The organism is Cellulomonas sp., assembly GCF_015234515.1.
Lineage (GTDB): Bacteria > Actinomycetota > Actinomycetes > Actinomycetales > Cellulomonadaceae > Cellulomonas.
Window position 1 is genome coordinate 20,826 of sequence record NZ_JADGMY010000017.1, and the last position, 21,657, is coordinate 42,482.

At 73.7% G+C, this 21,657-nt stretch carries 20 protein-coding genes and 1 tRNA gene; 16 read left to right on the plus strand and 5 right to left on the minus strand.

Going from position 1 to position 21,657, the window contains the following annotated elements:
* Positions 1-89 precede the first annotated feature (89 nt).
* From IR158_RS06875 to IR158_RS06890, 4 genes are all read left to right on the plus strand, one after another.
* Entirely contained in the window at positions 90-1,289 is a 1,200-nt protein-coding gene (locus IR158_RS06875; protein ID WP_291811205.1) for a phosphoglycerate kinase, read from the plus strand.
* Positions 1,290-1,292: 3 nt separating this feature from the next.
* Positions 1,293-2,087 carry a triose-phosphate isomerase gene (gene tpiA, locus IR158_RS06880; RefSeq protein ID WP_291811207.1) on the plus strand — a complete coding sequence of 265 codons (795 nt, stop codon included), beginning with the start codon at positions 1,293-1,295 and terminating at the stop codon, positions 2,085-2,087.
* Between the two features lie 226 nt (positions 2,088-2,313).
* Positions 2,314-2,559, plus strand: a complete 246-nt coding sequence (gene secG / locus IR158_RS06885) for a preprotein translocase subunit SecG (protein ID WP_291811210.1) — start codon at positions 2,314-2,316, stop codon at positions 2,557-2,559.
* A 12-nt stretch (positions 2,560-2,571) separates the two neighbouring features.
* The gene (locus IR158_RS06890) at positions 2,572-2,919 is read left to right on the plus strand and encodes an RNA polymerase-binding protein RbpA (RefSeq protein WP_291811213.1); all 348 of its coding nucleotides are present in this window, start codon (positions 2,572-2,574) and stop codon (positions 2,917-2,919) included.
* A 126-nt stretch (positions 2,920-3,045) separates the two neighbouring features.
* Here the strand turns inward: IR158_RS06890 and pgl are convergent, their stop codons facing one another.
* The 5 genes from pgl to tkt form a co-directional block, all read right to left on the minus strand.
* Complete coding sequence (gene pgl / locus IR158_RS19330; protein ID WP_366928412.1) at positions 3,046-4,539, minus strand: 6-phosphogluconolactonase; 1,494 nt, start codon at positions 4,537-4,539, stop codon at positions 3,046-3,048.
* Between the two features lie 74 nt (positions 4,540-4,613).
* Positions 4,614-5,531: a glucose-6-phosphate dehydrogenase assembly protein OpcA gene (locus tag IR158_RS06905; protein ID WP_291811216.1), complete on the minus strand. Its 918-nt coding sequence runs from the start codon at positions 5,529-5,531 to the stop codon at positions 4,614-4,616.
* Positions 5,528-7,069: a glucose-6-phosphate dehydrogenase gene (gene zwf / locus IR158_RS06910; protein ID WP_291811219.1), complete on the minus strand. Its 1,542-nt coding sequence runs from the start codon at positions 7,067-7,069 to the stop codon at positions 5,528-5,530. The genes IR158_RS06905 and zwf overlap by 4 nt, the downstream gene beginning before the upstream one ends.
* On the minus strand, positions 7,066-8,199 hold the full coding sequence (gene tal / locus IR158_RS06915; protein WP_291811222.1) for a transaldolase: 1,134 nt from the start codon (positions 8,197-8,199) through the stop codon (positions 7,066-7,068). The genes zwf and tal overlap by 4 nt, the downstream gene beginning before the upstream one ends.
* An 83-nt stretch (positions 8,200-8,282) precedes the next feature.
* Positions 8,283-10,451: a transketolase gene (gene tkt, locus IR158_RS06920; protein WP_291811224.1), complete on the minus strand. Its 2,169-nt coding sequence runs from the start codon at positions 10,449-10,451 to the stop codon at positions 8,283-8,285.
* Between the two features lie 538 nt (positions 10,452-10,989).
* On the opposite strand from tkt, the gene IR158_RS06925 reads away from it, so the two are divergent.
* The 12 genes from IR158_RS06925 to IR158_RS06980 all read left to right on the plus strand — a co-directional run bounded on the left by IR158_RS06925 (position 10,990) and on the right by IR158_RS06980 (position 21,657).
* On the plus strand, positions 10,990-11,871 hold the full coding sequence (locus tag IR158_RS06925; RefSeq protein WP_291811627.1) for a heme o synthase: 882 nt from the start codon (positions 10,990-10,992) through the stop codon (positions 11,869-11,871).
* A 10-nt stretch (positions 11,872-11,881) separates the two neighbouring features.
* Positions 11,882-12,814, plus strand: a complete 933-nt coding sequence (locus IR158_RS06930) for a site-specific tyrosine recombinase XerD (protein WP_291811227.1) — start codon at positions 11,882-11,884, stop codon at positions 12,812-12,814.
* A 108-nt stretch (positions 12,815-12,922) separates the two neighbouring features.
* Positions 12,923-13,786: an AAA family ATPase gene (locus tag IR158_RS06935; protein ID WP_291811229.1), complete on the plus strand. Its 864-nt coding sequence runs from the start codon at positions 12,923-12,925 to the stop codon at positions 13,784-13,786.
* Positions 13,770-14,723, plus strand: coding sequence for a ScpA family protein (locus IR158_RS06940; RefSeq protein ID WP_291811231.1), 954 nt, complete (start codon positions 13,770-13,772; stop codon positions 14,721-14,723). Before IR158_RS06935 ends, IR158_RS06940 begins: the two co-directional genes overlap by 17 nt.
* Positions 14,720-15,448 (plus strand): SMC-Scp complex subunit ScpB, encoded by a 729-nt coding sequence (locus IR158_RS06945; RefSeq protein WP_291811233.1) that lies wholly within the window; start codon positions 14,720-14,722, stop codon positions 15,446-15,448. The genes IR158_RS06940 and IR158_RS06945 overlap by 4 nt, the downstream gene beginning before the upstream one ends.
* The gene (locus IR158_RS06950; protein WP_291811237.1) at positions 15,445-16,323 is read left to right on the plus strand and encodes a pseudouridine synthase; all 879 of its coding nucleotides are present in this window, start codon (positions 15,445-15,447) and stop codon (positions 16,321-16,323) included. The genes IR158_RS06945 and IR158_RS06950 overlap by 4 nt, the downstream gene beginning before the upstream one ends.
* Positions 16,320-17,429 (plus strand): prephenate dehydrogenase, encoded by a 1,110-nt coding sequence (locus IR158_RS06955; protein WP_291811239.1) that lies wholly within the window; start codon positions 16,320-16,322, stop codon positions 17,427-17,429. Before IR158_RS06950 ends, IR158_RS06955 begins: the two co-directional genes overlap by 4 nt.
* Positions 17,411-18,127 (plus strand): (d)CMP kinase, encoded by a 717-nt coding sequence (gene cmk / locus IR158_RS06960; protein WP_291811242.1) that lies wholly within the window; start codon positions 17,411-17,413, stop codon positions 18,125-18,127. Before IR158_RS06955 ends, cmk begins: the two co-directional genes overlap by 19 nt.
* Complete coding sequence (locus tag IR158_RS06965; protein ID WP_291811243.1) at positions 18,124-18,819, plus strand: 1-acyl-sn-glycerol-3-phosphate acyltransferase; 696 nt, start codon at positions 18,124-18,126, stop codon at positions 18,817-18,819. The genes cmk and IR158_RS06965 overlap by 4 nt, the downstream gene beginning before the upstream one ends.
* Positions 18,820-18,850: 31 nt before the next feature.
* Positions 18,851-20,425 (plus strand): ribosome biogenesis GTPase Der, encoded by a 1,575-nt coding sequence (der, locus tag IR158_RS06970; protein ID WP_291811244.1) that lies wholly within the window; start codon positions 18,851-18,853, stop codon positions 20,423-20,425.
* Positions 20,426-20,432: 7 nt separating this feature from the next.
* Positions 20,433-21,491: a hypothetical protein gene (locus tag IR158_RS06975; RefSeq protein ID WP_291811246.1), complete on the plus strand. Its 1,059-nt coding sequence runs from the start codon at positions 20,433-20,435 to the stop codon at positions 21,489-21,491.
* Positions 21,492-21,583: 92 nt separating this feature from the next.
* Positions 21,584-21,657, plus strand: a tRNA-Pro gene (locus IR158_RS06980).

The window sequence follows — 21,657 nt, forward strand, 5'->3', positions numbered from 1 at the left end:
GCGTCCGGGGCCGACGCCCCACACAGTGCCCCGCGCAGCGGGGAGCCCGAGGTCGCCGGACGCGTCCGGCGACAGGTAGGTAGGAGACCATGAAGACCATCGACGACCTGGGGGACCTGCGCGGCAAGCGCGTCCTCGTCCGCTCCGACTTCAACGTGCCGCTCGACGGCACCACCATCACCGACGACGGCCGCATCCGCGCCGCCCTGCCGACGCTGCAGGCGCTGCTGGCCAAGGGTGCGCGCGTCGTCGTGGTGGCCCACCTCGGCCGCCCCAAGGGCGCGCCGGACGCGAAGTACTCGCTGGCGCCGGTCGCCGCGCGGCTCGGTGAGCTGCTCGGTCAGCCTGTCGCGCTCGCGCAGGACCTGGTCGGCGACTCCGCGAAGGCCACCGTCGCGGCCCTCGAGGACGGGCAGCTCGCGCTGCTCGAGAACGTGCGCTTCGACGCGCGGGAGACCTCGAAGGACGAGGCAGAGCGTGGCGCCCTCGCCGACGAGCTCGCGTCGCTCGTGGACGCGTACGTCTCCGACGGCTTCGGCGTCGTGCACCGCAAGCAGGCGTCGGTCTACGACGTCGCGCAGCGGCTGCCGCACGCGGTCGGCCAGCTCGTCCTCAAGGAGGTCGAGTCGCTGCGCAAGGCGACCGACGACCCGGCCCGCCCGTACGTCGTCGTGCTCGGCGGCTCGAAGGTCTCCGACAAGCTCGGCGTCATCGAGAACCTCCTGAGCAAGGCGGACCGCCTGCTCATCGGCGGCGGCATGCTCTTCACGTTCCTGGCCGCGCAGGGTCACTCGGTGGGCAAGAGCCTGCTCGAGGAGGACCAGATCGACCGCGTCAAGGGCTACCTCGCCACGGCGAAGGAGAAGGGCGTCGAGATCGTCCTGCCCGTCGACGTCGTCGTCGCCCCCGAGTTCAAGGCCGACGCCCCGGCCACGGTCGTCGACATCGACGCGATCCCGGACGACCAGATGGGCCTGGACATCGGCCCGAAGACCGCCGAGCTGTTCGCGTCGAAGATCGTCGACGCGAAGACCGTCGTCTGGAACGGTCCGGCCGGCGTGTTCGAGTTCGAGGCGTTCGCCGCCGGCACCCGTGCCGTGGCGCAGGCGCTGGTGGACGCGGGCCGCAACGGCGGGTTCACGATCGTCGGCGGCGGTGACTCGGCCGCGGCCGTGCGCACGCTCGGCTTCGACGAGGCCGACTTCGGCCACATCTCGACCGGCGGCGGCGCGTCGCTGGAGTTCCTCGAGGGCAAGACCCTCCCCGGCATCGCGGTCCTGGAGGGCTGAGACGTGGCAACGACCCGCACCCCGCTGATGGCGGGCAACTGGAAGATGAACCTGGACCACCACCAGGCGACGCACACGCTGCAGAAGCTGGCGTGGACGCTCAAGGACGCGAAGCACGACTTCGCGGCCGTCGAGGTCGCGGTCCTGCCGCCGTTCACCGACCTGCGCAGCGTGCAGACCCTGGTCGACGCGGACAAGCTCGAGATCGTCTACGGCGCGCAGGACGTCTCGGCGCACGAGTCCGGCGCGTACACCGGCGAGATCTCGCCGCTGTTCCTCGCGAAGCTCGGCGTCACCTACGTGGCCGTCGGACACTCGGAGCGTCGCCAGTACCACCACGAGGACGACGCGATCGTCAACGCCAAGGTGAAGTCCGCCCTGGCTGCCGGCCTCGTGCCGATCCTGTGCGTCGGTGAGCCGCTCGAGGTCCGCAAGGCCGGCGAGCACGTGCCGCACACCCTCGCGCAGCTGGACGGCGCGCTCGAGGGGCTGACGGCCGAGCAGGTCGCCGGCCTCGTCGTCGCGTACGAGCCCGTGTGGGCCATCGGCACCGGCGAGACCGCGACGCCCGAGGACGCGCAGGAGCTCTGCGAGGCGATCCGCGTGCGCGTGTCGGAGCTGTACGACCAGGCCACGGCCGACGCAGTGCGCGTCCTGTACGGCGGCTCGGTGAAGTCGTCGAACGTCGCGTCGATCATGGCCAAGCCCGACGTGGACGGTGCCCTGGTCGGTGGCGCGAGCCTCGACCCGGAGGAGTTCGCCAAGATCGCGCGGTACCAGGCGCACACCGTCGCCTGACCCTCGACCGGGGCCAGGACGCCGCACCCGCGGCGCCCTGGCCCCGGGCCTGGCGTCCCACGGACTGCGTGGTGGTGGAACCTACCGCCCCACGTCGCCTACCCTGTACCGCGGTCACCCAGTCGACGCACGCGCCGACGACCGCACCGGCACGACATGCGACGACGCCGACCACGGCACCGGCGCACTGCTGCACCGAACCGCCCGAGTGAGGAATCCCACCGACGTGACTGCCATGCGTATCACCCTCCAGGTGCTGCTGGTTCTCGCCAGCCTGCTGCTCGTCCCGCTGGTGCTGCTGCACAAGGGCAAGGGCGGCGGCCTGTCGGACATGTTCGGCGGTGGCATCACCGCCGGCGCCGGATCGTCGGGCGTGGCCGAGCGCAACCTGAACCGCATCACGGTGACCGTCGCCCTGCTGTGGACGGTCATGATCGTCCTGCTCGGTCTGATCGAGAAGTTCTCGGAGTAGGGGGGCCTGGCCATGGCGAGCGGGAGTGCGATCAGGGGGTCGCGCGTCGGAGCCGGCCCGATGGGCGAGGCGGAACGCGGTGACGCAGCCCCGCGCGTGTGGATCTCCTACTGGTGCGCGAACGGGCACGAGACGCGGCCCAGCTTCGCGGAGGAGGCCGCCGAGGAGGCACCCGTCACGTGGGACTGCCCGCGTTGCGGCTTCCCGGCAGGGCAGGACCCGGAGGCCCCGCCGGCACCGGTCAAGAACGAGCCGTACAAGACCCACCTCGCGTACGTGAAGGAGCGTCGTAGCGAGGAGGACGGTGCAGCGATCCTCGACGAGGCCCTCGCGGCACTGCGGGCACGGCGGGGCCGCTGAGCCCCACGAGCCGCCACCGGTCCTGACGCCGGTCGGCACCTCGACGTCGCGACGGCGCCGCACCCCACGGGTGCGGCGCCGTCGTCGTGCACCGCGGCGCGTCGACGACGCGCCGGGCGGGCGGGGTCAGCGCACGCGCAGGAGCGCGAACCCGTCGTAGCCCTTCTCGCCGACCGTCTGCACGACCGTGCCGTCGAGCCTGTCGTCGGCAGCGGCGTGCTCGTAGAACGCACGCACGCCCTGCACGCGGTCGTCGGGGTGCTCGGGATCGACCACGGCGCCGTTGCGCACCACGTTGTCGACCACGATGAGGGCGCCCGCCCGGGACAGGGCGATCGCCCGGTCGAGGTACGCGGCCAGCTGCTGCTTGTCGGCGTCGACGAACACGAGGTCGAACGGGTCGGTCCCGGAGGCGACGAGGCGGTCGAGCGACGCGAGGGCGGGACCCACGACGAGCTCGACGCGGTCGTGCAGACCGGCGTCCTGCAGGGACGCCCGCGCGACAGCGGCGTGCGCCTCGCTCAGCTCCAGGGTCACGACCGTGCCGTCCGCCGGCACGGCCTGCGCGAGCCACCACGTGCTGTACCCGCCGAGCGTGCCGATCTCGAGGACCCGACGCGCGCCGACGGCGCGCGCGAGCACGTCCAGGAGGCGTCCCTGGGCGGCGCTCACCGCGATGTCGGGCAGTCCCGCGTCGGCGGCGGCGGCCTGCACGGCCCGCGCGGCCGGTGGCTCGTCGACGAGCGGGGCGACGTACGCGTCCACCGCGGCCCACGCACCCTCCGCGCCGGAGGCGCTGCGTGGACGCAACCCGCCGTCGGCGGTGCCGCCCGGCTGCCCCGGGTCCACGGACGCGTCGGAGGCCGGCAGGTCCGCGGCCGACGCCAGGTCCAGCAGCCAGACGGTGCGCTCGGTGCCGTACGCGCCCGCTGCGGGCGTCTCGCGGACGTCGTCCCCCGCGAGGGCGCGGGCGACGGCGGGGGCCTTCTCGGCGCCGGCGGCGACGACCCACACCTCACGCGCCGACCGGATCAGCGGGAACGTCAGGGTGACCCGCTCCGGCGGCGGCTTGGGGGAGTCGTGCTCCGCGACGACGATCGAGTTGGCCTCGAACAGCGACGTGCGCCCGGGGAACAGGGACGCCACGTGCCCGTCGGGTCCCATGCCGAGGAGGAGGACGTCGAGCTGCGGCGCGACACCGTCCCCCGCCGCGTGGGCGCGCAGCTCGGCCGCGTAGCGTCGCGCGGCGCTCTCGCCGTCGGGGACGTCGGCGGACAGCGGCGGGACGGGGTGGACGTTGCCGGCGGGCAACGCGTCACCCAGGGCGTCGATGAGGGCCTCACGGGCCTGCGTCTCGTTCCGGTCCGGGTCGCCGTCCGGGAGGAAGCGCTCGTCGCCCCACCACAGGTGCACGCCGCTCCAGTCCACGGCGTCGCGCACGGGGGAGGCGGCCACGGCCCGCAGGGTCGCGATGCCCACGGTGCCGCCCGTGAGGACGACGTGCACCGGTGACCGGTGGGACTGGAGGTCGATCAGTCGCGTGAGCAGGCGGGCGGCCGTCGCGGCGGCCAGCACGTCGGCGTCGGGGTGGACCAGGACCTCGGGCGGGGCGGGGCTCATGCGTCTCCTCCAGTACCCGGCGCCGCCGGGCTCGTCGGGCAGGGTGGCGCCGGCGGCCGGATGCCGCGCCGGTGTCACGTGTCGATGCGGGTGAGGCCCTTCTGCAGGACGTCGCCGTACACCTCGTCGGCGTCGAGCCGGCGCAGCTCCTCCACGAGGCACTCGCGCAGCTGGCGGATCGGCAGCGCGATGCGGTGCTCCGGCTGGTCGGGCTGCCGCAGGGAGGCGGTCTTCCCGTCGGGACGGTCGAGCACGATGTCGCCGGACGTGCGCTCGAGCCGGACCTGGGTGATCGCCGGGGCCCCGGGCACCCGCTCGATCTCGACGGGGCAGCGCAGTGCCTGGGCGAGCCAGGCGGCGATGAGGTCCACCGACGGGTGCGTGCTCTCGCCCGTGACGACCGCGCGGTGCACGGGCTCGTAGGGCGGCTGGTCGAGCGTCGCCGCTATCAGCCCGCGCCAGAGCGTCGCGCGGGTCCAGGCCAGGTCCGTGTCGCCCTCGGCGTACACCTGCGCGAGGTTGCGCAGCGCGCGGCTGGGACGCGAGCACGCCGTGGTGTCCGTGATGCGCCGCTGCGCCATGCGGCCCAGCGGGTGCTCGGAGGGGTTGGTCGGCACGTCGTACGGCCACCACACGACGATCGGTGCGTCGGGCAGCAGCAGCGGCATCACGAGCGTGTCGACGTGCCGCGTGACGCCGCCGGAGATCCGCAGGACGATCACCTCGCTGGCCCCCGCGTCACCACCGAGGCGGATCTGCGCGTCGAGGTTCGCCTCGTCGGCGCCGGCGCGCTCCGTCATGACGATGATCCGGCAGGGGTGCTCACGGCTCGCCGCGTTGGCGGCGGCGATCGCGTCCTCGGGGTCGTGCGCGTCGGCGTCGATGATGAGCGTGAGCACACGGCCCAGCGCGACCGCCCCACCCTCCTCGCGCTCCTTGATCAGCCGCCGGTTGATGGCCCGGGTGCTGGTGTCAGGCATGTCGATGATCACGGCAGCCTCCAGCTGCGCCCGTCGCGGGCCATCATCTCGTCGGCCGAGGCCGGGCCCCACGTGCCCGCCCGGTACTCGTCGGGCTTGCCGTGGGCCGCCCAGTACTCGGTGACCGGGTCGAGGATCTTCCAGGACAGCTCGACCTCCTCGTGCTGCGGGAAGAGCGGCGGGTCGCCGAGCAGCACGTCGAGGATGAGGCGCTCGTACGCCTCGGGGGAGGACTCGGTGAAGGCGTGCCCGTAACCGAAGTCCATCGTGACGTCGCGGACCTCCATCGCCGTGCCGGGCACCTTGGCGCCGAACCGCAGCGTGACGCCCTCGTCGGGCTGGACGCGGATGACCAGGGCGTTCTTGCCCAGTTCCGACGCCGCGGTGGCCTCGAACGGCAGGTGCGGGGCCTTCTTGAAGACCACAGCGATCTCGGTGACCCGTCGCCCCAGCCGCTTGCCGGTGCGCAGGTAGAACGGCACGCCGGCCCAGCGCCGGGTGTCGATGTCCACGCGGATCGCGGCGTACGTCTCGGTCGTGGAGTCGGGGTTGAAGCCCTCCTCCTCCGCGTACCCGACGACCTTCTCGCCACCCTGCCACCCGGCGGTGTACTGCCCGCGGGCGGTGTTCCGGCCGAGGTCGCGGGGGAGCCGCACGGCCGAGAGGACCTTCGTCTTCTCGGCACGCAGGGCCGCCGCGTCGAACGAGACCGGCTCCTCCATCGCCGTCAGCGCGAGCAGCTGCAGCAGGTGGTTCTGGATGACGTCACGGGCGGCGCCGATGCCGTCGTAGTACCCGGCCCGGCCACCGATGCCGATGTCCTCGGCCATGGTGATCTGCACGTGGTCGACGTAGTTGCCGTTCCAGATCGGCTCGAAGAGCTGGTTGGCGAAGCGCAGCGCCAGCAGGTTCTGGACCGTCTCCTTGCCCAGGTAGTGGTCGATCCGGAAGATGTCGTCCGGCCGGAAGACCTGCGACACGATGTCGTTGAGCTCGCGAGCCGACTCCAGGTCGTGTCCGAACGGCTTCTCGATGACGACACGGCGCCAGGTGCCCTCCTTGGGCTGCGAGAGGCCGGAGCGGGCGAGCTGCTGGCACACCACCGGGAACGAGCTGGGGGGCACCGAGAGGTAGAACGCGTGGTTGCCGCCGGTGCCGCGCGTGACGTCGAGCTCCTCGACGGTCTTGCTCAGCCGGTCGAAGGCGTCGTCGTCGTCGAACGTCCCCTGGACGAACCGGATGCCCTCGGACAGCTGGCGCCAGGTGGCCTCCCGGAACGGTGTGCGTGCGTACTCCTTGACCGAGTCGCGCACGACCTGCTCGAAGTCCTGGGTCTCCCAGTCACGTCGCGCGAAGCCCGTCAGGGCGAACCCGGGCGGCAGCAGCCCGCGGTTGGTCAGGTCGTAGACCGCAGGCATGAGCTTCTTGCGGGCCAGGTCGCCGGTGACGCCGAAGATGACCAGGCCGCTGGGCCCGGCGATGCGCGGCAGGCGCCTGTCGCGCGGGTCGCGGAGGGGATTCTGGTCCGGCCCGACCTTCGCGGGCGTCACCTGCTCGCCTCATCAGGACCGGCCGCCTGCGCGAGACCCGCCTCCACCGTCGCCAGCAGCTCCGTCCAGGACGCCTCGAACTTCCGCAGGCCCTCGACCTCGAGCTGCTCGGTGACGTCGTCGACCGAGATGCCGAGCGCCTCGATGCGGTCGAGCAGCGCGGCCGACGCCTCCTGCGTGCCGGTGACGGTGTCACCGTGCACGTCGCCGTGGTCCGCGACGGCGTCGAGCGTCTTCTCGGGCATGGTGTTGACCGTGCCCGCCACGACGAGCTCGTCGACGTACCGGGTGTCGGGGTACGCGGGGTCCTTGACCCCGGTCGACGCCCACAGGGGCCGCTGCGGGCGAGCTCCGGCCGCGGCCAGCGCCTGCCACCGCTCACCCGTCACGACGTCCTGGTAGACGCCCCACGCGAGCCGCGCGTTGGCGATCGCGGCCGTGCCGCGCAGCGCGGCGGCCTCGTCCGTGCCGAGGGCGTCGAGCATCGGGTCGATCGCGGCGTCGACGCGCGAGACGAAGAACGACGCGACGGAGGCGATCGGTGCCAGGTCGATCCCGGCGGCGCGTGCCTGCTCGAGCCCGTCGACGAACGCGTCGAGGACCGCGCGGTAGCGCTGCAGCGAGAAGATCAGGGTGACGTTGACGCTGATGCCCTGGGCGAGCGCCGCCGTGATCGCGGCCAGGCCCTCGACGGTGGCGGGGATCTTGACGAAGAGGTTGGGCCGCTCGATCTCGGACCAGAGGGTCTCGGCCGACGCGATGGTCGCCGCGGTGTCACGCGCCAGTCGCGGGTCGACCTCGATCGACACGCGCCCGTCGACACCGTCGGTCGCGTCGTACACGGGGCGCAGCACGTCGCACGCGTCGCGCACGTCGTCGGTCGTGATCCGGAGCACCGCCTCCTCGACGGCCGCGCCGTCGACGGCGAGCGCACGCAGCTGGGCGTCGTACGCGTCACCCTTCGACAGCGCGGAGGCGAAGATCGTCGGGTTCGTCGTGACGCCGACGACGCCGCGGGCGACCAGGTCGGCCAGGCCCCCCGAGGCGATCCGTTGCCGGGACAGGTCGTCGAGCCACACGGCGACGCCCGCGTCCCGCAGCGCGTGCAGGGGTGTGGTGCTGGAGGTCATGGTCGTTCCCCTTCGTCGCACGAGGTGCTTCGCGTCCTGCGCGTGGCGGGGCCGGCCGCAGCCGGCCCCGCCACGATCGAGCCTCAGGCGGGCAGGTCGCCCGTCCCCGACTGCGTCGGGGTGCCCGGAGCGTCGGACCCGGCGTGCGCCCCACGCGCCGCCGCGACCGACTCGTGCGCCGCGGCCACGACGGCCTCGGCGGTGATACCGAACTCGCGGTACAGCGTCTGGTAGTCGGCCGACGCACCGTAGTGCTCGATCGACACCGAACGACCCGCGTCGCCGACGATCTTGTGCCACGACATCGCGATGCCGGCCTCGACCGACACCCGTGCGCGCACGGAGGACGGCAGCACCGACTCGCGGTACTCCTCGTCCTGCTCGGCGAACCACTCGAGGCACGGTGCGGACACGACGCGCGTCGCGACGCCCGCCGCCTCCAGGGTCTCGCGCGCCTCGACGGCGAGCTGAACCTCGGAGCCCGTGCCGATGAGCACGACGTCCGGCGTGCCGGACGACGCCTCGAGCAGCACGTACGCACCGCGGGCCACCCCGTCGGTGGTCGCGAAACCGTCCTCGCCCCGCGGGTACGTCGGCACGTTCTGCCGCGTCAGCACGAGCGCCACGGGCCCGTCGGTCCGCTCGAGCGTCGCCTTCCACGCGGCGGCGGTCTCGTTGGCGTCGGCGGGACGCACGACGGCCAGACCGGGGATCGCGCGGACCGCGGTGAGGTGCTCGACGGGCTGGTGCGTCGGGCCGTCCTCGCCGAGGCCGATCGAGTCGTGGGTCCACACGTAGGTGACGTTGACCCCCATGAGGGCCGCGAGGCGCACCGCGCCACGCATGTAGTCGGAGAACGTGAAGAACGTGCCGCCGTAGGGCCGGGTCAGGCCGTGCAGGCGGATGCCCGACAGGATCGATCCCATCGCGTGCTCGCGGATGCCGAAGTGCAGCGTGCGGCCGTACTGGTCGCCGGCGAACTCGTGCGACGACCGGTGCGCCGGCAGGAACGACGGCTCACCCTTCATGGTCGTGTTGTTCGAGCCCGCGAGGTCGGCCGAGCCGCCCCACAGCTCGGGCAGCACGGGTGCGAGCGCCGACAGCACCTCGCCGGACGCCGCACGGGTCGCCACGGCCTTGCCGGCGGGGAAGGTCGGCAGCGCGTCGGCCCAGCCCTCGGGCAGCGCGTCGGCACGCAGCCGGTCGAGCAGCGCCTTGCGGTCGGGGTTGGCGGCGGCCCAGGCGTCGAAGGACTCCTGCCAGGCCGCACGCTCGGTGGCGGCGCGGTCGGCGAGCGAACGCGTGTGCGCGATGACCTCGGGCGCGACCTCGAAGCTCTTCTCGGGGTCGAAGCCCAGGACCTCCTTCAGGCCGCGGATCGCCTCGCCGCCCAGCTTCGAGCCGTGCGACGAGTGGTCGTCGGTCTTGCCGGGGGTCGGCCACGCGATGAGCGTGCGCAGGCCGATGAACGACGGCTTGTCCGTGACGGCCTTGGCGGCCTCGATCGCCGCGTGCAGGGCGTCGACGTCCTCGCGGTACTCGCCGCCGACGGTCCAGTCGACGTACTGCACGTGCCAGCCGTACGACTCGTACCGCTTGAGCACGTCCTCGGTGAACGCGATCTGGGTGTCGCCCTCGATCGAGATGTGGTTGTCGTCCCACAGCACGACGAGGTTGCCGAGCTCCTGCGTCCCGGCGAGCGACGAGGCCTCGCTCGTCACGCCCTCCTGCAGGTCGCCGTCAGAGGCGATCACGTACACGTGGTGGTCGAACGGGCTCGTCCCGGGCGCGGCCTCGGGGTCCAGCAGGCCGCGCTCACGGCGGGCCGCCATCGCGAAGCCGACGGCCGAGGCCAGTCCCTGGCCCAGCGGGCCGGTCGTGATCTCGACGCCCGCGGTGTGCCGGTACTCGGGGTGGCCGGGGGTCTTGGAGCCCCACGTGCGCAGCGCCTCGATGTCCTCGAGCTCGAGGCCGAAGCCCGCGAGGTAGAGCTGGATGTACTGCGTGAGGCTGGAGTGCCCCGCCGACAGGATGAACCGGTCGCGGCCCAGCCAGTGCGGGTCGGTCGGGTCGTGCCGCATCACCGTCTGGTAGAGCAGGTAGGCGGCCGGCGCGAGGCTGATCGCCGTACCGGGGTGGCCGTTGCCGACCTTCTCGACCGCGTCCGCCGCGAGCACGCGGGTGGTGTCCACCGCACGCAGGTCAAGGTCGGACCAGCCGACCTTGGTGGCCAGGGGAGCCTTCGCGTTCACCGCACCTCATTCCCGTCCCGCACGCGCGGGGCGTCGTTCCGAGCGTCTCCGGTCAGCGGCCGCAGGGGAGCGGCGCGTCCGGCTGGGGCCCCGTCGCATCGTCGGACGGGGATGTCTGCTGGCGGCGAGCCTATAGCCCACCGGAGTTGTCGTGCTCACCCGGTCCATCCTGGCGGCAATCGATTGCCAGCCGACTTCCGGAGGGTGCGGGCGCTGGTCAACGCCCCGATGCGACGGATCTCACGCGCTGCGGGGCGCGTCCGGCCGGGGCGGCGCCACCCGGGCCCGTGCCAGGGTGCGTACCATGGCGGTCGGGACCTCGGTCCCACCTGCCCTCGTCCGTGCGGTCGTCGGCAGCCCCGTCCGCCCTCCCGAACGGATACCGAAGCGCGTGCGACCGTCCACCCCCGCGTCCGTCGACGCGACCAGCCCCGATGCCGTCGTCGGCGCGGCAGGCGCGGTGGAACGCGGTGAGTCGCAGGATCCGCAGGGCGCCCCCTCGGCGGCGCCCGGATCGCCGGTCCGCGGGTGGTCGGGCGTGCTGGGCACGCTCGCCGCGTACGTCGCGCTGACCAAGCCGCGTGTCATCGAGCTCCTGCTCATCACCACGATCCCGACGATGTTCCTCGCGGCGCGGGGGATGCCGTCCCTGGGCCTGGTGGCAGCGACGCTCGTGGGCGGTGCGGGTGCGGCCGGCGCGGCGAACACGCTGAACCAGTACCTCGAGCACGACATCGACGCCGTCATGAACCGCACGCGGCGGCGCCCGATCGTCACCGGTCGCGTCACGCCGCGTGCCGCGCTGGTCTTCGGGCTGGTCCTCGGCGTGGTGTCCCTGTCGTGGATGTGGTTCGTGGTCAACCCGCCGTCGGCCATGTGGACCGCCTCGGCGATCCTCATCTACGTCGTGGGTTACACGATGATCCTCAAGCGCCGCACGCCGCAGAACATCGTGTGGGGTGGCGCGGCCGGGTGCATGCCGGTCGTCATCGGCTGGTCCGCGGTGACGGGCGGCATCTCCTGGGAGGCCGTCCTGCTGTTCGGCGTCGTGTTCTTCTGGACACCGCCGCACTACTGGCCGCTGTCGATGAAGTTCCGGCGGGACTACGCGGCCGCAGGCGTCCCGATGCTGCCGGTGGTCGCCGCCGACACCAAGGTCGCGCGGGAGATGATCGCCTACACCGTCGCGATGATCGCCTGCTCGCTGCTGCTCGTCCCCGTCGGTGGGATGACGTGGGTCTACGCCGCGGTCGCGGCCGCGCTCGGCGCGTGGTTCCTCTGGTTGTGCATCGCGCTGCTGCGTCGTGCCCGCGACCCCCAGCACCCGCCGCTGCGCGCCATGACGGTGTTCCACGGGTCGATCACGTACCTGACGCTGCTGTCCGTCGCGGTCGCGGTGGACGTCTTCCTCCCGCTGTGACGTCGCGGACGTGGCCGACCGTCTGACCGCCGCCCTCGAGGGCTACCTCGCGCACCTCGCGGTCGAGCGGGGACTGGCCGTGCACACGCTCGCCGCGTACCGACGGGACCTCACGCGGTACGTCGAGCACCTGCAGGCCTCCGGCCGCACCGACCCCGCGGAGATCACCGAGCGTGACGCCGAGGACTACGTCATCGTGCTGCGCACGGGCTCCGACGGGCGCTCCGTCCTGTCGCCGGCGTCCGCCGCCCGCAGCGTCGTCGCGCTGCGGGGGTGGCACCGGTTCCTGGCGCTCGACGGCCTCGCCCCGACCGACGCCGCCGCGGAGGTCCGTCCCCCCGCGCAGCCACGGCGCCTGCCCAAGGCGATCTCCGTCGACGACGTGGGCCGGCTCCTGGACGCCGCAGGGCTGGGCGACGGTCCTGTCCCGCTGCGCGACCGCGCGCTGCTCGAGCTCGTGTACTCCACGGGCGCCCGGATCTCCGAGGCGGTCGGGCTGGACGTCGACGACCTCGACCTGTCGCCGGACCGCGCGTCGGTCCGGCTGCTCGGCAAGGGACGCAAGGAGCGTGTCGTGCCCGTCGGCTCGTACGCGGCGCGCGCAGTCGAGGCCTACCTGGTGCGGGGCCGGCCCGTGCTCGCGGCGGCGGGGCGCGGCAACGCCTCGATCTTCCTCAACACGCGCGGCGCGCCGTTGAGCCGGCAGTCGGCGTGGGCGGTGCTGCGGGTGGCGGCCGAGCGTGCCGGCCTCGGTGCCGACCACGTGTCGCCGCACACGTTGCGGCACTCGTTCGCCACCCACCTGCTGGCCGGCGGCGCGGACGTGCGCGTCGTGCAGGAGCTGCTGGGGCACGCGTCGGTGACGACCACGCAGATCTACACGATGGTCACCCCGGACACCATGCGCGAGGTGTACGCGGCCAGCCACCCGCGAGCCCGATGATGCGGATCGCGGGTCGCCCGGTCTGTCGTACCGGGTCCGGGCGCCGCGCTCCGGTAGGTTGTCCGCGAGGTGGGCCCGGACGGGCGACGGGGAGCAGATGGTGAGCCGATGAGCCAGGAGACGACCGAGCAGCCGCTCGACGCGGTGGGACGCCCGCTGCCCGCATTTGCCGTGCCCGCGCCGTTGGCGTCGCACGGGCCGGCGCGGGTCATCGCGATGTGCAACCAGAAGGGTGGCGTCGGCAAGACGACGACCACGATCAACCTCGCGGCCGCGCTCGCCGAGTACGGCCGGCGCGTGCTCATCGTGGACTTCGATCCGCAGGGCGCCGCGTCCGTGGGCCTCGGCATCAGCCCGCACGAGCTGGACCGCACCATCTACAACCTGCTCATGGAGCGGGATGCCGACATCCACGAGATCATCCGCCACACCGCCGTCCCGAACCTCGACCTGCTGCCGGCCAACATCGACCTCTCGGCGGCCGAGGTCCAGCTCGTCGGCGAGGTGGCCCGGGAGTCGGTCCTGGCGCGTGTGCTGCGGCCCGTCATGGACGAGTACGACGTGGTGTTCATCGACTGCCAGCCGTCGCTCGGTCTGCTGACGGTCAACGCGCTGACCGCGTCGCACGGCGTGCTGATCCCGCTGGAGTGCGAGTTCTTCGCGCTGCGCGGCGTCGCGCTGCTCATCGAGACCATCGAGAAGGTGCGCGACCGGCTCAACCCGCGCCTCGAGGTCGACGGGATCCTCGCGACGATGTACGACTCGCGCACCCTGCACGCCCGCGAGGTCGTGACGCGCGTGCGTGAGGCGTTCGGCGACACGCTCCTGCACACCGTCATCGGCCGGACCGTCAAGTTCCCCGACGCGACCGTGGCGGCCGAGCCGATCACCCAGTACGCGCCGACGCACGCGGGTGCCGAGGCCTACCGCCAGCTCGCGCGCGAGCTCGTGGCGCGTGGCGACGCCGCCTGAGGGCGTCCTCGACGCCACGACCGGACAGGGCACGCCCGGGGACGGTGCGCCGGGGGAGAGCGCACCTGCCGGGTCCTCGGGCTTCGAGGTCCACCTCGACGTGTTCAGCGGCCCGTTCGACCTGCTGCTCGGGCTGATCGCCAAGCACAAGCTCGACATCACCGAGATCGCGCTGGCGCAGGTCACCGACGAGTTCATCGCGCACATCCGCGCCGGGGAGCGTGCCGCCGCGCTGGGCGGGCGGGACTGGGACCTGTCGCAGGCCAGCGAGTTCCTGCTCGTGGCCGCGACGCTGCTCGACCTCAAGGCCGCACGGCTGCTGCCGTCCGCGCAGGTCGAGGACGCCGAGGACCTCGAGCTGCTCGAGGCGCGCGACCTGCTGTTCGCGCGGCTGCTGCAGTACCGCGCGTACAAGGTCGTCGCAGCGGACCTGGGCACCCAGCTCGAGGCGGGCTCGCGCCGCCACGGGCGCAGCGTGGCGCTCGAGCCGCACCTCGCGGCCCTGCTGCCCGAGCTGGTCTGGCAGATGGGTCCCGAGCAGCTCGCGGTGCTCGCCGCGCGGGCGCTGGCGCCCAAGCCGCCCCCGCCGGGCGTCGACATCAGCCACCTGCACGCCCCGCTCGTCAGCGTCCGCGAGCAGGCGGCGGTCCTCGTCGACCGGTTGCGCCGCCACGGCGCGACGACGTTCCGCGCCCTGACCGCCGACGCCGGGGAACCGGTCGTCGTGGTCGTGCGCTTCCTCGCGCTGCTGGAGCTCTTCCGCGAGGGCGCCGTCGGCTTCGACCAGGTCGAGCCGCTCGGTGAGCTGACCGTGCGGTGGACGGGCAGCGACGACGGGGAGATCTCGGTGTCGGACGACTTCGACCGCGACGACGGTGCCCCGCCGCTGCCCGTCGAGGACGTCGTGGCACCCGTCGACCAGGAGGCCGGAGCATGACCGAGAACGTCCCACACGGCACGACGCCCACCACGGGTGACGAGCCGGCGCCCCCGACGTCGGCCCACGGCAGCCTCGCGGACGGGCCGTTCGACGCCACCCGCGACGAGCCCGCGCCCGACGAGCTCGCCTTCGACGTCGAGACGCTGCCCGGGGGAGCGCTCGCGGCGATCGAGGCCGTCCTCATGGTCGTCGACGAGCCGGTCCCCGCCGTGCGGCTGGCGACCACGCTCGGGCTGCCCACCGCGCACGTGGAGGACCTGCTCGCGCAGCTCGCGGCCGAGTACCGCGGCGAGCACGGTGGCCGCCCGCGCGGCTTCGAGCTGCGACGTGCCGGCGACGGCTGGCGGATCTACTCGGCGGGCGCCCACGGGGACGTCGTCGGACGCTTCGTCGTCGACGGCCAGACGCAGCGGCTCACGCAGGCCGCGCTGGAGACCCTGGCGGTCGTCGCGTACCGCCAGCCCGTCAGCCGCGGTCAGGTCTCGGCCGTCCGCGGCGTCAACGTCGACGGCGTCATGCGCACCCTGTCGACCCGCGGGCTGGTCGCCGAGGTCGGCCAGGACGCGGCGACTGGTGCAGTCCTGTACGGGACCACGGGATACTTCTTGGAGCGGATGGGCCTGTCGAGTCTCGACGAGCTGCCCCCGCTGGCGCCCTACCTGCCGGACATCGAGTCCCTGGAGGGCATCGACACGCACCACGGACGAGAGGACCCACGATGAGCGGCACGGGAGCGCGTGGCCACCGAGGGGGCGGGCGCGCAGAAGGTGCGAGCCGCCCGGGCGGCGGGAGCGGGCGTCGCGGCCCGCGCAACACGCAGCGCCCGGCGCGGCGCGGCGCGCAGGTCGCCGAACCGATCGACGTGCACGACCCGGAGGGCGTGCGGCTGCAGAAGGTGCTCGCCTCCGCCGGGCTCGGGTCGCGCCGGGCCTGCGAGGAGCTGATCGCGGCCGGCCGCGTCACCGTCGGCGGCCAGGTCGTCACCGAGCTCGGCGTGCGCGTCGACCCGACGACCGCGGTCATCCACCTCGACGGGATGCGCGTCCAGCTCGACTCCTCGATCATCACCCTGGCGCTGAACAAGCCGGTGGGCGTCGTGTCGACCATGCACGACCCCGACGGGCGTCCCTCGCTCGCGCAGTACGTCGCCAACCGCGAGGAGCGGCTCTTCCACGTCGGCCGGCTCGACGCGGACTCCGAGGGGCTGCTGCTGCTGACGAACGACGGCGAGCTGGCCAACAGGCTCGCGCACCCCTCGCACGGCGTCCCCAAGACCTACCTCGTCGAGGTCGAGGGCCGCGTCCGCGAGGCGCTCGGTCAGCAGCTGAAGCGGGGCATCGAGCTCGAGGACGGGACCGTGCAGGTCGACGAGTTCAAGATCGTGCAGGTCGCCAGCCACGCGAGCCTCGTCGAGGTCGTGCTCCACGAAGGGCGCAACCGCGTCGTGCGCCGCGTGTTCGACGAGGTCGGGCACCCCGTCGCCCGCCTCGTGCGCACCCGCATCGGCCCCATCCGCCTCGGCGACCTGCGGCCCGGCCGCACCCGCGTCCTGTCGAAGACGGAGGTCGGGTCGCTCATGACGGCGGTGGGCATGTGACGATCGCCACCGCCGGGCCCGTCCGCGTCGTCGGCACGGGCCTGCTCGGCGCGTCGCTCGGCCTGGCGCTGCGGCAGCACGGCGTCGACGTGCAGCTCGAGGACCCATCGCGCACCGCGCTCGCGCTCGCGCGTGACGTGGGCGCCGGGTCACCCGTCGACGCGTCGACGCCCGCTCCGGCCCTCGTCGTCGTCGCCGCCCCGCCCGACGTCACGGCCGCCGCGGTGGCCACCGCGCTCGCGGACCACCCCGACGCGGTCGTGACGGACGTCGCGAGCGTCAAGGGGCACGTCCTGGCCGAGCTGCGGGCGTCCGGCGCCGACCTGACCCGGTACGTCGGGTCGCACCCGATGGCGGGCCGGGAGCGGTCGGGCCCGTCCGCCGCCGTGCCCGACCTCTTCCTCGGTCGGCCGTGGGTCATCACGGACTCCGGCGTTTCGCGTGACGACGCGCTGCTGGCCGTGCGGCACCTCGCGGTCGACGTGGGTGCCGTCCCGGTCACCATGGACGCCGACGAGCACGATGCGGCGGTCGCGGTCGTGTCGCACGTGCCGCAGCTCGCCTCCTCGCTCGTCGCGGCACGGCTGCGGGCCGTCGACGAGGACGCGCTCGCGCTCGCGGGGCAGGGTCTGCGCGACGTGACCCGCCTGGCGGCCTCCGACCCGGCGCTGTGGACGTCGATCCTCGCGGCGAACGCCGCCGCCGTCCGCGACGTCCTGGTCGCGCTGCGCGACGACCTCGACGTCGTCGTCGGCGCGCTCGACCTCGCGGCGGCGGCCTCCGGGCCGGAGGACGTCGAGCTCGGTGCGCTCGCGACGATCGCCCGGGCCATCGCCGACGGCGGCACGGGCGCCGCACGCATCCCCGGTAAGCACGGCGGGGCCAGCAAGCAGTACGCCGTGGTCACCGTGCTGGTCCCGGACGTGCCCGGCGAGCTGGCGCGCCTGCTCGGCGACGTCGGGCGAGCCGGCGTGAACCTGGAGGACCTGCGGCTCGAGCACGCCGCGGGACGCCCGGTCGGCATGGCGTCGATCGCGGTGCTGCCCGCCCGGGCCGAGCACCTGGAGACCGAGCTGACCGCTCGGGGATGGAGGTTGGTGACGTGAGCACCGTCGTCGCGGTGGACGGACCGTCGGGGTCCGGCAAGTCGAGCGTGTCGCGCGAGGTCGCGCGTCGCCTCGGCCTGGCCTTCCTCGACACGGGGGCGATGTACCGGGCCGCCACGTGGTGGTGCCTGGACCAGGGTGTGCCCCTGACCGACCAGGTCGCCGTGGCGCAGGCGGTGCGGGACCTACCGCTCGTCGTGGGCGTCGACCCGGACGGACCCACCGTCGTCGTCGACGGGCGCGACGTGGGCGTCGCGATCCGCACGACCGAGATCTCGTCGCGTGTCAGCGCCGTGGCGACCAACCTCGAGGCGCGCGGCGAGCTGGGACGCCGCCAGCGCGCCGTCATCGAGGCCGAGCGCACCGGTGGCTGGTCCGGTGGCCGGGGCGTGGTCGCCGAGGGGCGTGACATCACCACGGTCGTCGCCCCCGACGCCGACGTGCGGGTCCTGCTGACGGCCTCCGAGGAGGCGCGGCTCGCGCGCCGGGCCCGCGAGCTGCACGGCACCGCCGACGCGGCGGCCCTCTCCGCGACGCGCGACCAGGTCGTGCGCCGCGACGCCGACGACTCCACGGTCGTGCAGTTCCAGGTCGCCGCCGACGGCGTCGTCACGGTCGACTCCTCGGACCTGGACCTGGAGCAGACCGTCGAGGCCGTCCTCGACGTCGTCGAGCGGGCGCGGGGAGCGCGGGCATGACGCACGCCGGGAAGGCCGTCGAGCCGCACGTGCCCTCGGCGCGCGGACCCGCGTGGTCGCGCTGGGTCGGGTGGTTCCTCGCCCACGTCGTGTGGGACGCGCAGGTCACCGGCGCCGACCGCGTCCCGGTCACCGGGCCGGTGGTCCTCGCCGCCAACCACGTGACCGCGCTCGACGGGCCGCTGCTCGTGGGGACCTCGCCGCGCCCGCTGCACGTCCTGATCAAGACGGAGATGTTCCGTGGCCCGCTCGGCACGTTCCTGCGTGCCGCCGGGCAGATCCCCGTCGACCGCGCCGTGGCACGACCCGCCCTGCAGTCCGCTCTCGGGGTGCTGCGGCGCGGCGGCCCCGTGGGCATCTTCCCTGAGGGCACGCGCGGTAGCGGCGCCGTCGAGCAGGTCCGCGCGGGTGCCGCGTGGCTCGCGGTGAACGGACAGGCCACGGTCGTGCCCGTCGCGATCCTCGGCACCCGCCGCACCGGCGACGCCCGGCGCGGGCTGCCCCCGCTGCGCCGCAAGCTGTACGTGGAGTTCGGCGAGCCGATCGACGTCAGCAGCACCGGCGGGTCGCGACGCGCGGCGATCGACCACGCCGCCACGGCGATCCGCGACGCGCTCGCGGACCTCGTGGTGACCGCGCAGGACCGCACGGGCGTGCGGCTGCCGGAGGACGACGCGCACGCCGTGGTCTGACCTGCCACCCCCGCCGGGGGACAATGGACGCATGGAGCAGCCGGACCCCACCACGACGCACGCCTCGGACGACGACCGCGTCGGCCTCGCCGACCCCGCCGCACCCCGGGGCGACGCCGCACCGCAGGGTGTCGACGACGCGCCGGACGGCCTGGACCCGGCGGCGGACGGCGTCGACGACGCGGCGCGCGAGCGTGCCCTGCTCGCGGGACTCGCCGAGTACGACCTCGCCGACGAGGACCTCGCTCTCCTCGAGGGCGAGGCGACGGACGACGAGCGTGAGGTCGCCACGACGCTGCCCGTGCTCGCGGTCGTCGGACGCCCGAACGTCGGCAAGTCGACCCTCGTCAACCGCATCATCGGCCGGCGTGAGGCGGTCGTCGAGGACAACCCGGGCGTCACGCGCGACCGCGTCAGCTACCCCGCCGAGTGGTCCGGCCGCCGCTTCACCCTCGTCGACACCGGCGGCTGGGAGGTCGACGTCGCGGGCATCCACAAGCGCGTCGCCCAGCAGGCGGAGGTCGCGATCGAGCTGGCCGACGCGGTCCTGTTCGTCGTGGACGCCACGGTCGGCTCCACCGACACCGACGAGCAGGTCGTGCGGCTGCTGCGGCGCTCCGGCAAGCCCGTCGTGCTCGTCGCCAACAAGGTCGACGGCCCCGCGGTCGAGGCCGACGCCGCCGCGCTGTGGTCCCTGGGCCTGGGCCAGCCGCACCCCATCTCGGCGCTGCACGGCCGGGGTACCGGTGACCTGCTCGACGCCGCCATGGCCGCCCTGCCGACCGTCTCGGCGCACGCCACGCCGCTGCCGGACGGGCCGCGCCGCGTCGCGCTCGTCGGGCGTCCCAACGTCGGCAAGTCCTCGCTGCTGAACAAGGTCGTCGGCTCCGAGCGCGTCGTCGTCGACGACGTCGCCGGCACCACGCGCGACCCGGTCGACGAGCTGGTCGCGCTCGGCGGCAAGCCGTGGGTCTTCGTCGACACCGCGGGCATCCGACGCCGGGTGCACCAGACGTCCGGCGCGGACTTCTACGCCTCGCTGCGCACCCAGGCGGCGGTCGAGAAGGCCGAGGTCGCGGTCGTGCTCGTCGACGCGTCGGCACCCATGACCGAGCAGGACATCCGCATCGTCCAGCAGGTCATCGACGCCGGGCGCGCCCTGGTCGTGGCGTACAACAAGTGGGACCTCATGGACGAGGACCGCCGTCCCTACCTGGAGCGGGAGATCGAGCAGCAGCTGGTGCAGGTCCAGTGGGCACCGCGCGTCAACGTGTCCGCGAAGACCGGGTGGCACACCGACCGGCTCGTGCCTGCCCTGGAGCGCTCGCTCGCGTCCTGGGACACCCGCATCTCCACCGGGCGCCTCAACGCGTTCCTCGGTGAGCTCGTGTCCGCCCACCCGCACCCGCTGCGCGGCGGCAAGCAGCCGCGCATCCTGTTCGCCACCCAGGCCTCGACGCGTCCGCCCCGGTTCGTGATCTTCGCCAGCGGGTTCCTCGAGCCGACGTACCGGCGGTTCATCGAGCGTCGCCTGCGCGAGACCTTCGGGTTCGAGGGCACCCCCATCACGATCTCGGTGCGCGTCCGCGAGAAGCGCAAGCGGTGACGCGGGGGTGACGGTCCGGCAGCCCGAGGACGCCGCGCGCGCGGCGACGCACGTGATGCTGCGCCTCGGTCTGCCGCGCGACCCCCGTGGTCCGCGTCATCTCGCCACGTTCCTCGTCGCGACCGGGGTGACCGTCCTGGGCACGCGTGCGCTGCTGGCGGCCACCGGGTACCCGCAGCTCGGTGGGGACGGCCTGCACATCGCGCACGTGCTGTGGGGCGGGTTGCTGATGGCGGTCGCGTTCCTCCTGCTGCTCTCGTTCGTCGGGCCGTCGCTGCGCCCGCTTGGTGCGCTCGTCGGTGGCATCGGGTTCGGGTTGTTCGTCGACGAGGTCGGCAAGTTCGTCACGTCCGACAACGACTACTTCTACGAGCCGACCGCCGCGATCATCTACGCGACGGTGGTGGGTCTGGGGCTCGTCGCCGACGCGCTGCACGGCCGCCGCCCCCGCGACCCCCGAGAGGCCCTCGCCGGGGCTGTCGACGAGGCGGTGGCCGGGGTGGTCGGCGGGTTCACGCCGGCTGCGCGCAGCCGCGCGGAGGCGCGCCTGGCCGACGCGGGGGACGTGCCGGGGGCGCGGGAGGCCCGGGCGCTGCTGCGGAGCATCGAGCTCGACCACGCCGAGCTGCCGGACCCCGTCGGGATCGTGGCGTCGGCGGTCGTGCGGGTGCTGCACACGCTGGTGCGGGCGCGGTTCGTGCCGTGGCTCGCGGTCGCCGTGCTCGTGGGGACGTCCGCGGTGACCGTCAGCGGCGCCGTGTACCGCTGGTGGAGCGGTGACGACTCCCCGGGCTGGGTGGTCGCCGGGGCCCTGGTCGCGGGCGCGGCCAGCGTGGTGCTCGCCGGCGTCGGGCTGGTGCGGGTCCGCCGGGACGCGGTCGACGGGTACCTGTGGTTCCGCCGCGCGGTGCTCGTCAGCCTGCTGGTGACGCAGTTCTTCCTGTTCCGGCTCTCGCAGTGGGACGCGTCGTGGGGCCTGCTGATCGACCTGCTCGTGCTGGGCGTCGTCGGCGCGGAGCTCGAGGTGCTGCGGCGTCGGCGCGAGGAGCGGGACGCGAGCGCCTGACGTCGCGGGTGCTGTGACACGCCTCCCGCACGTTGTGGTCCGAGCGACGGCGTCGGGTGCGATAGAGTCTTCGAGGCTTCTGCGGGAGCCAACGGGCTGTGGCGCAGCTTGGTAGCGCACTTGACTGGGGGTCAAGGGGTCGCAGGTTCAAATCCTGTCAGCCCGA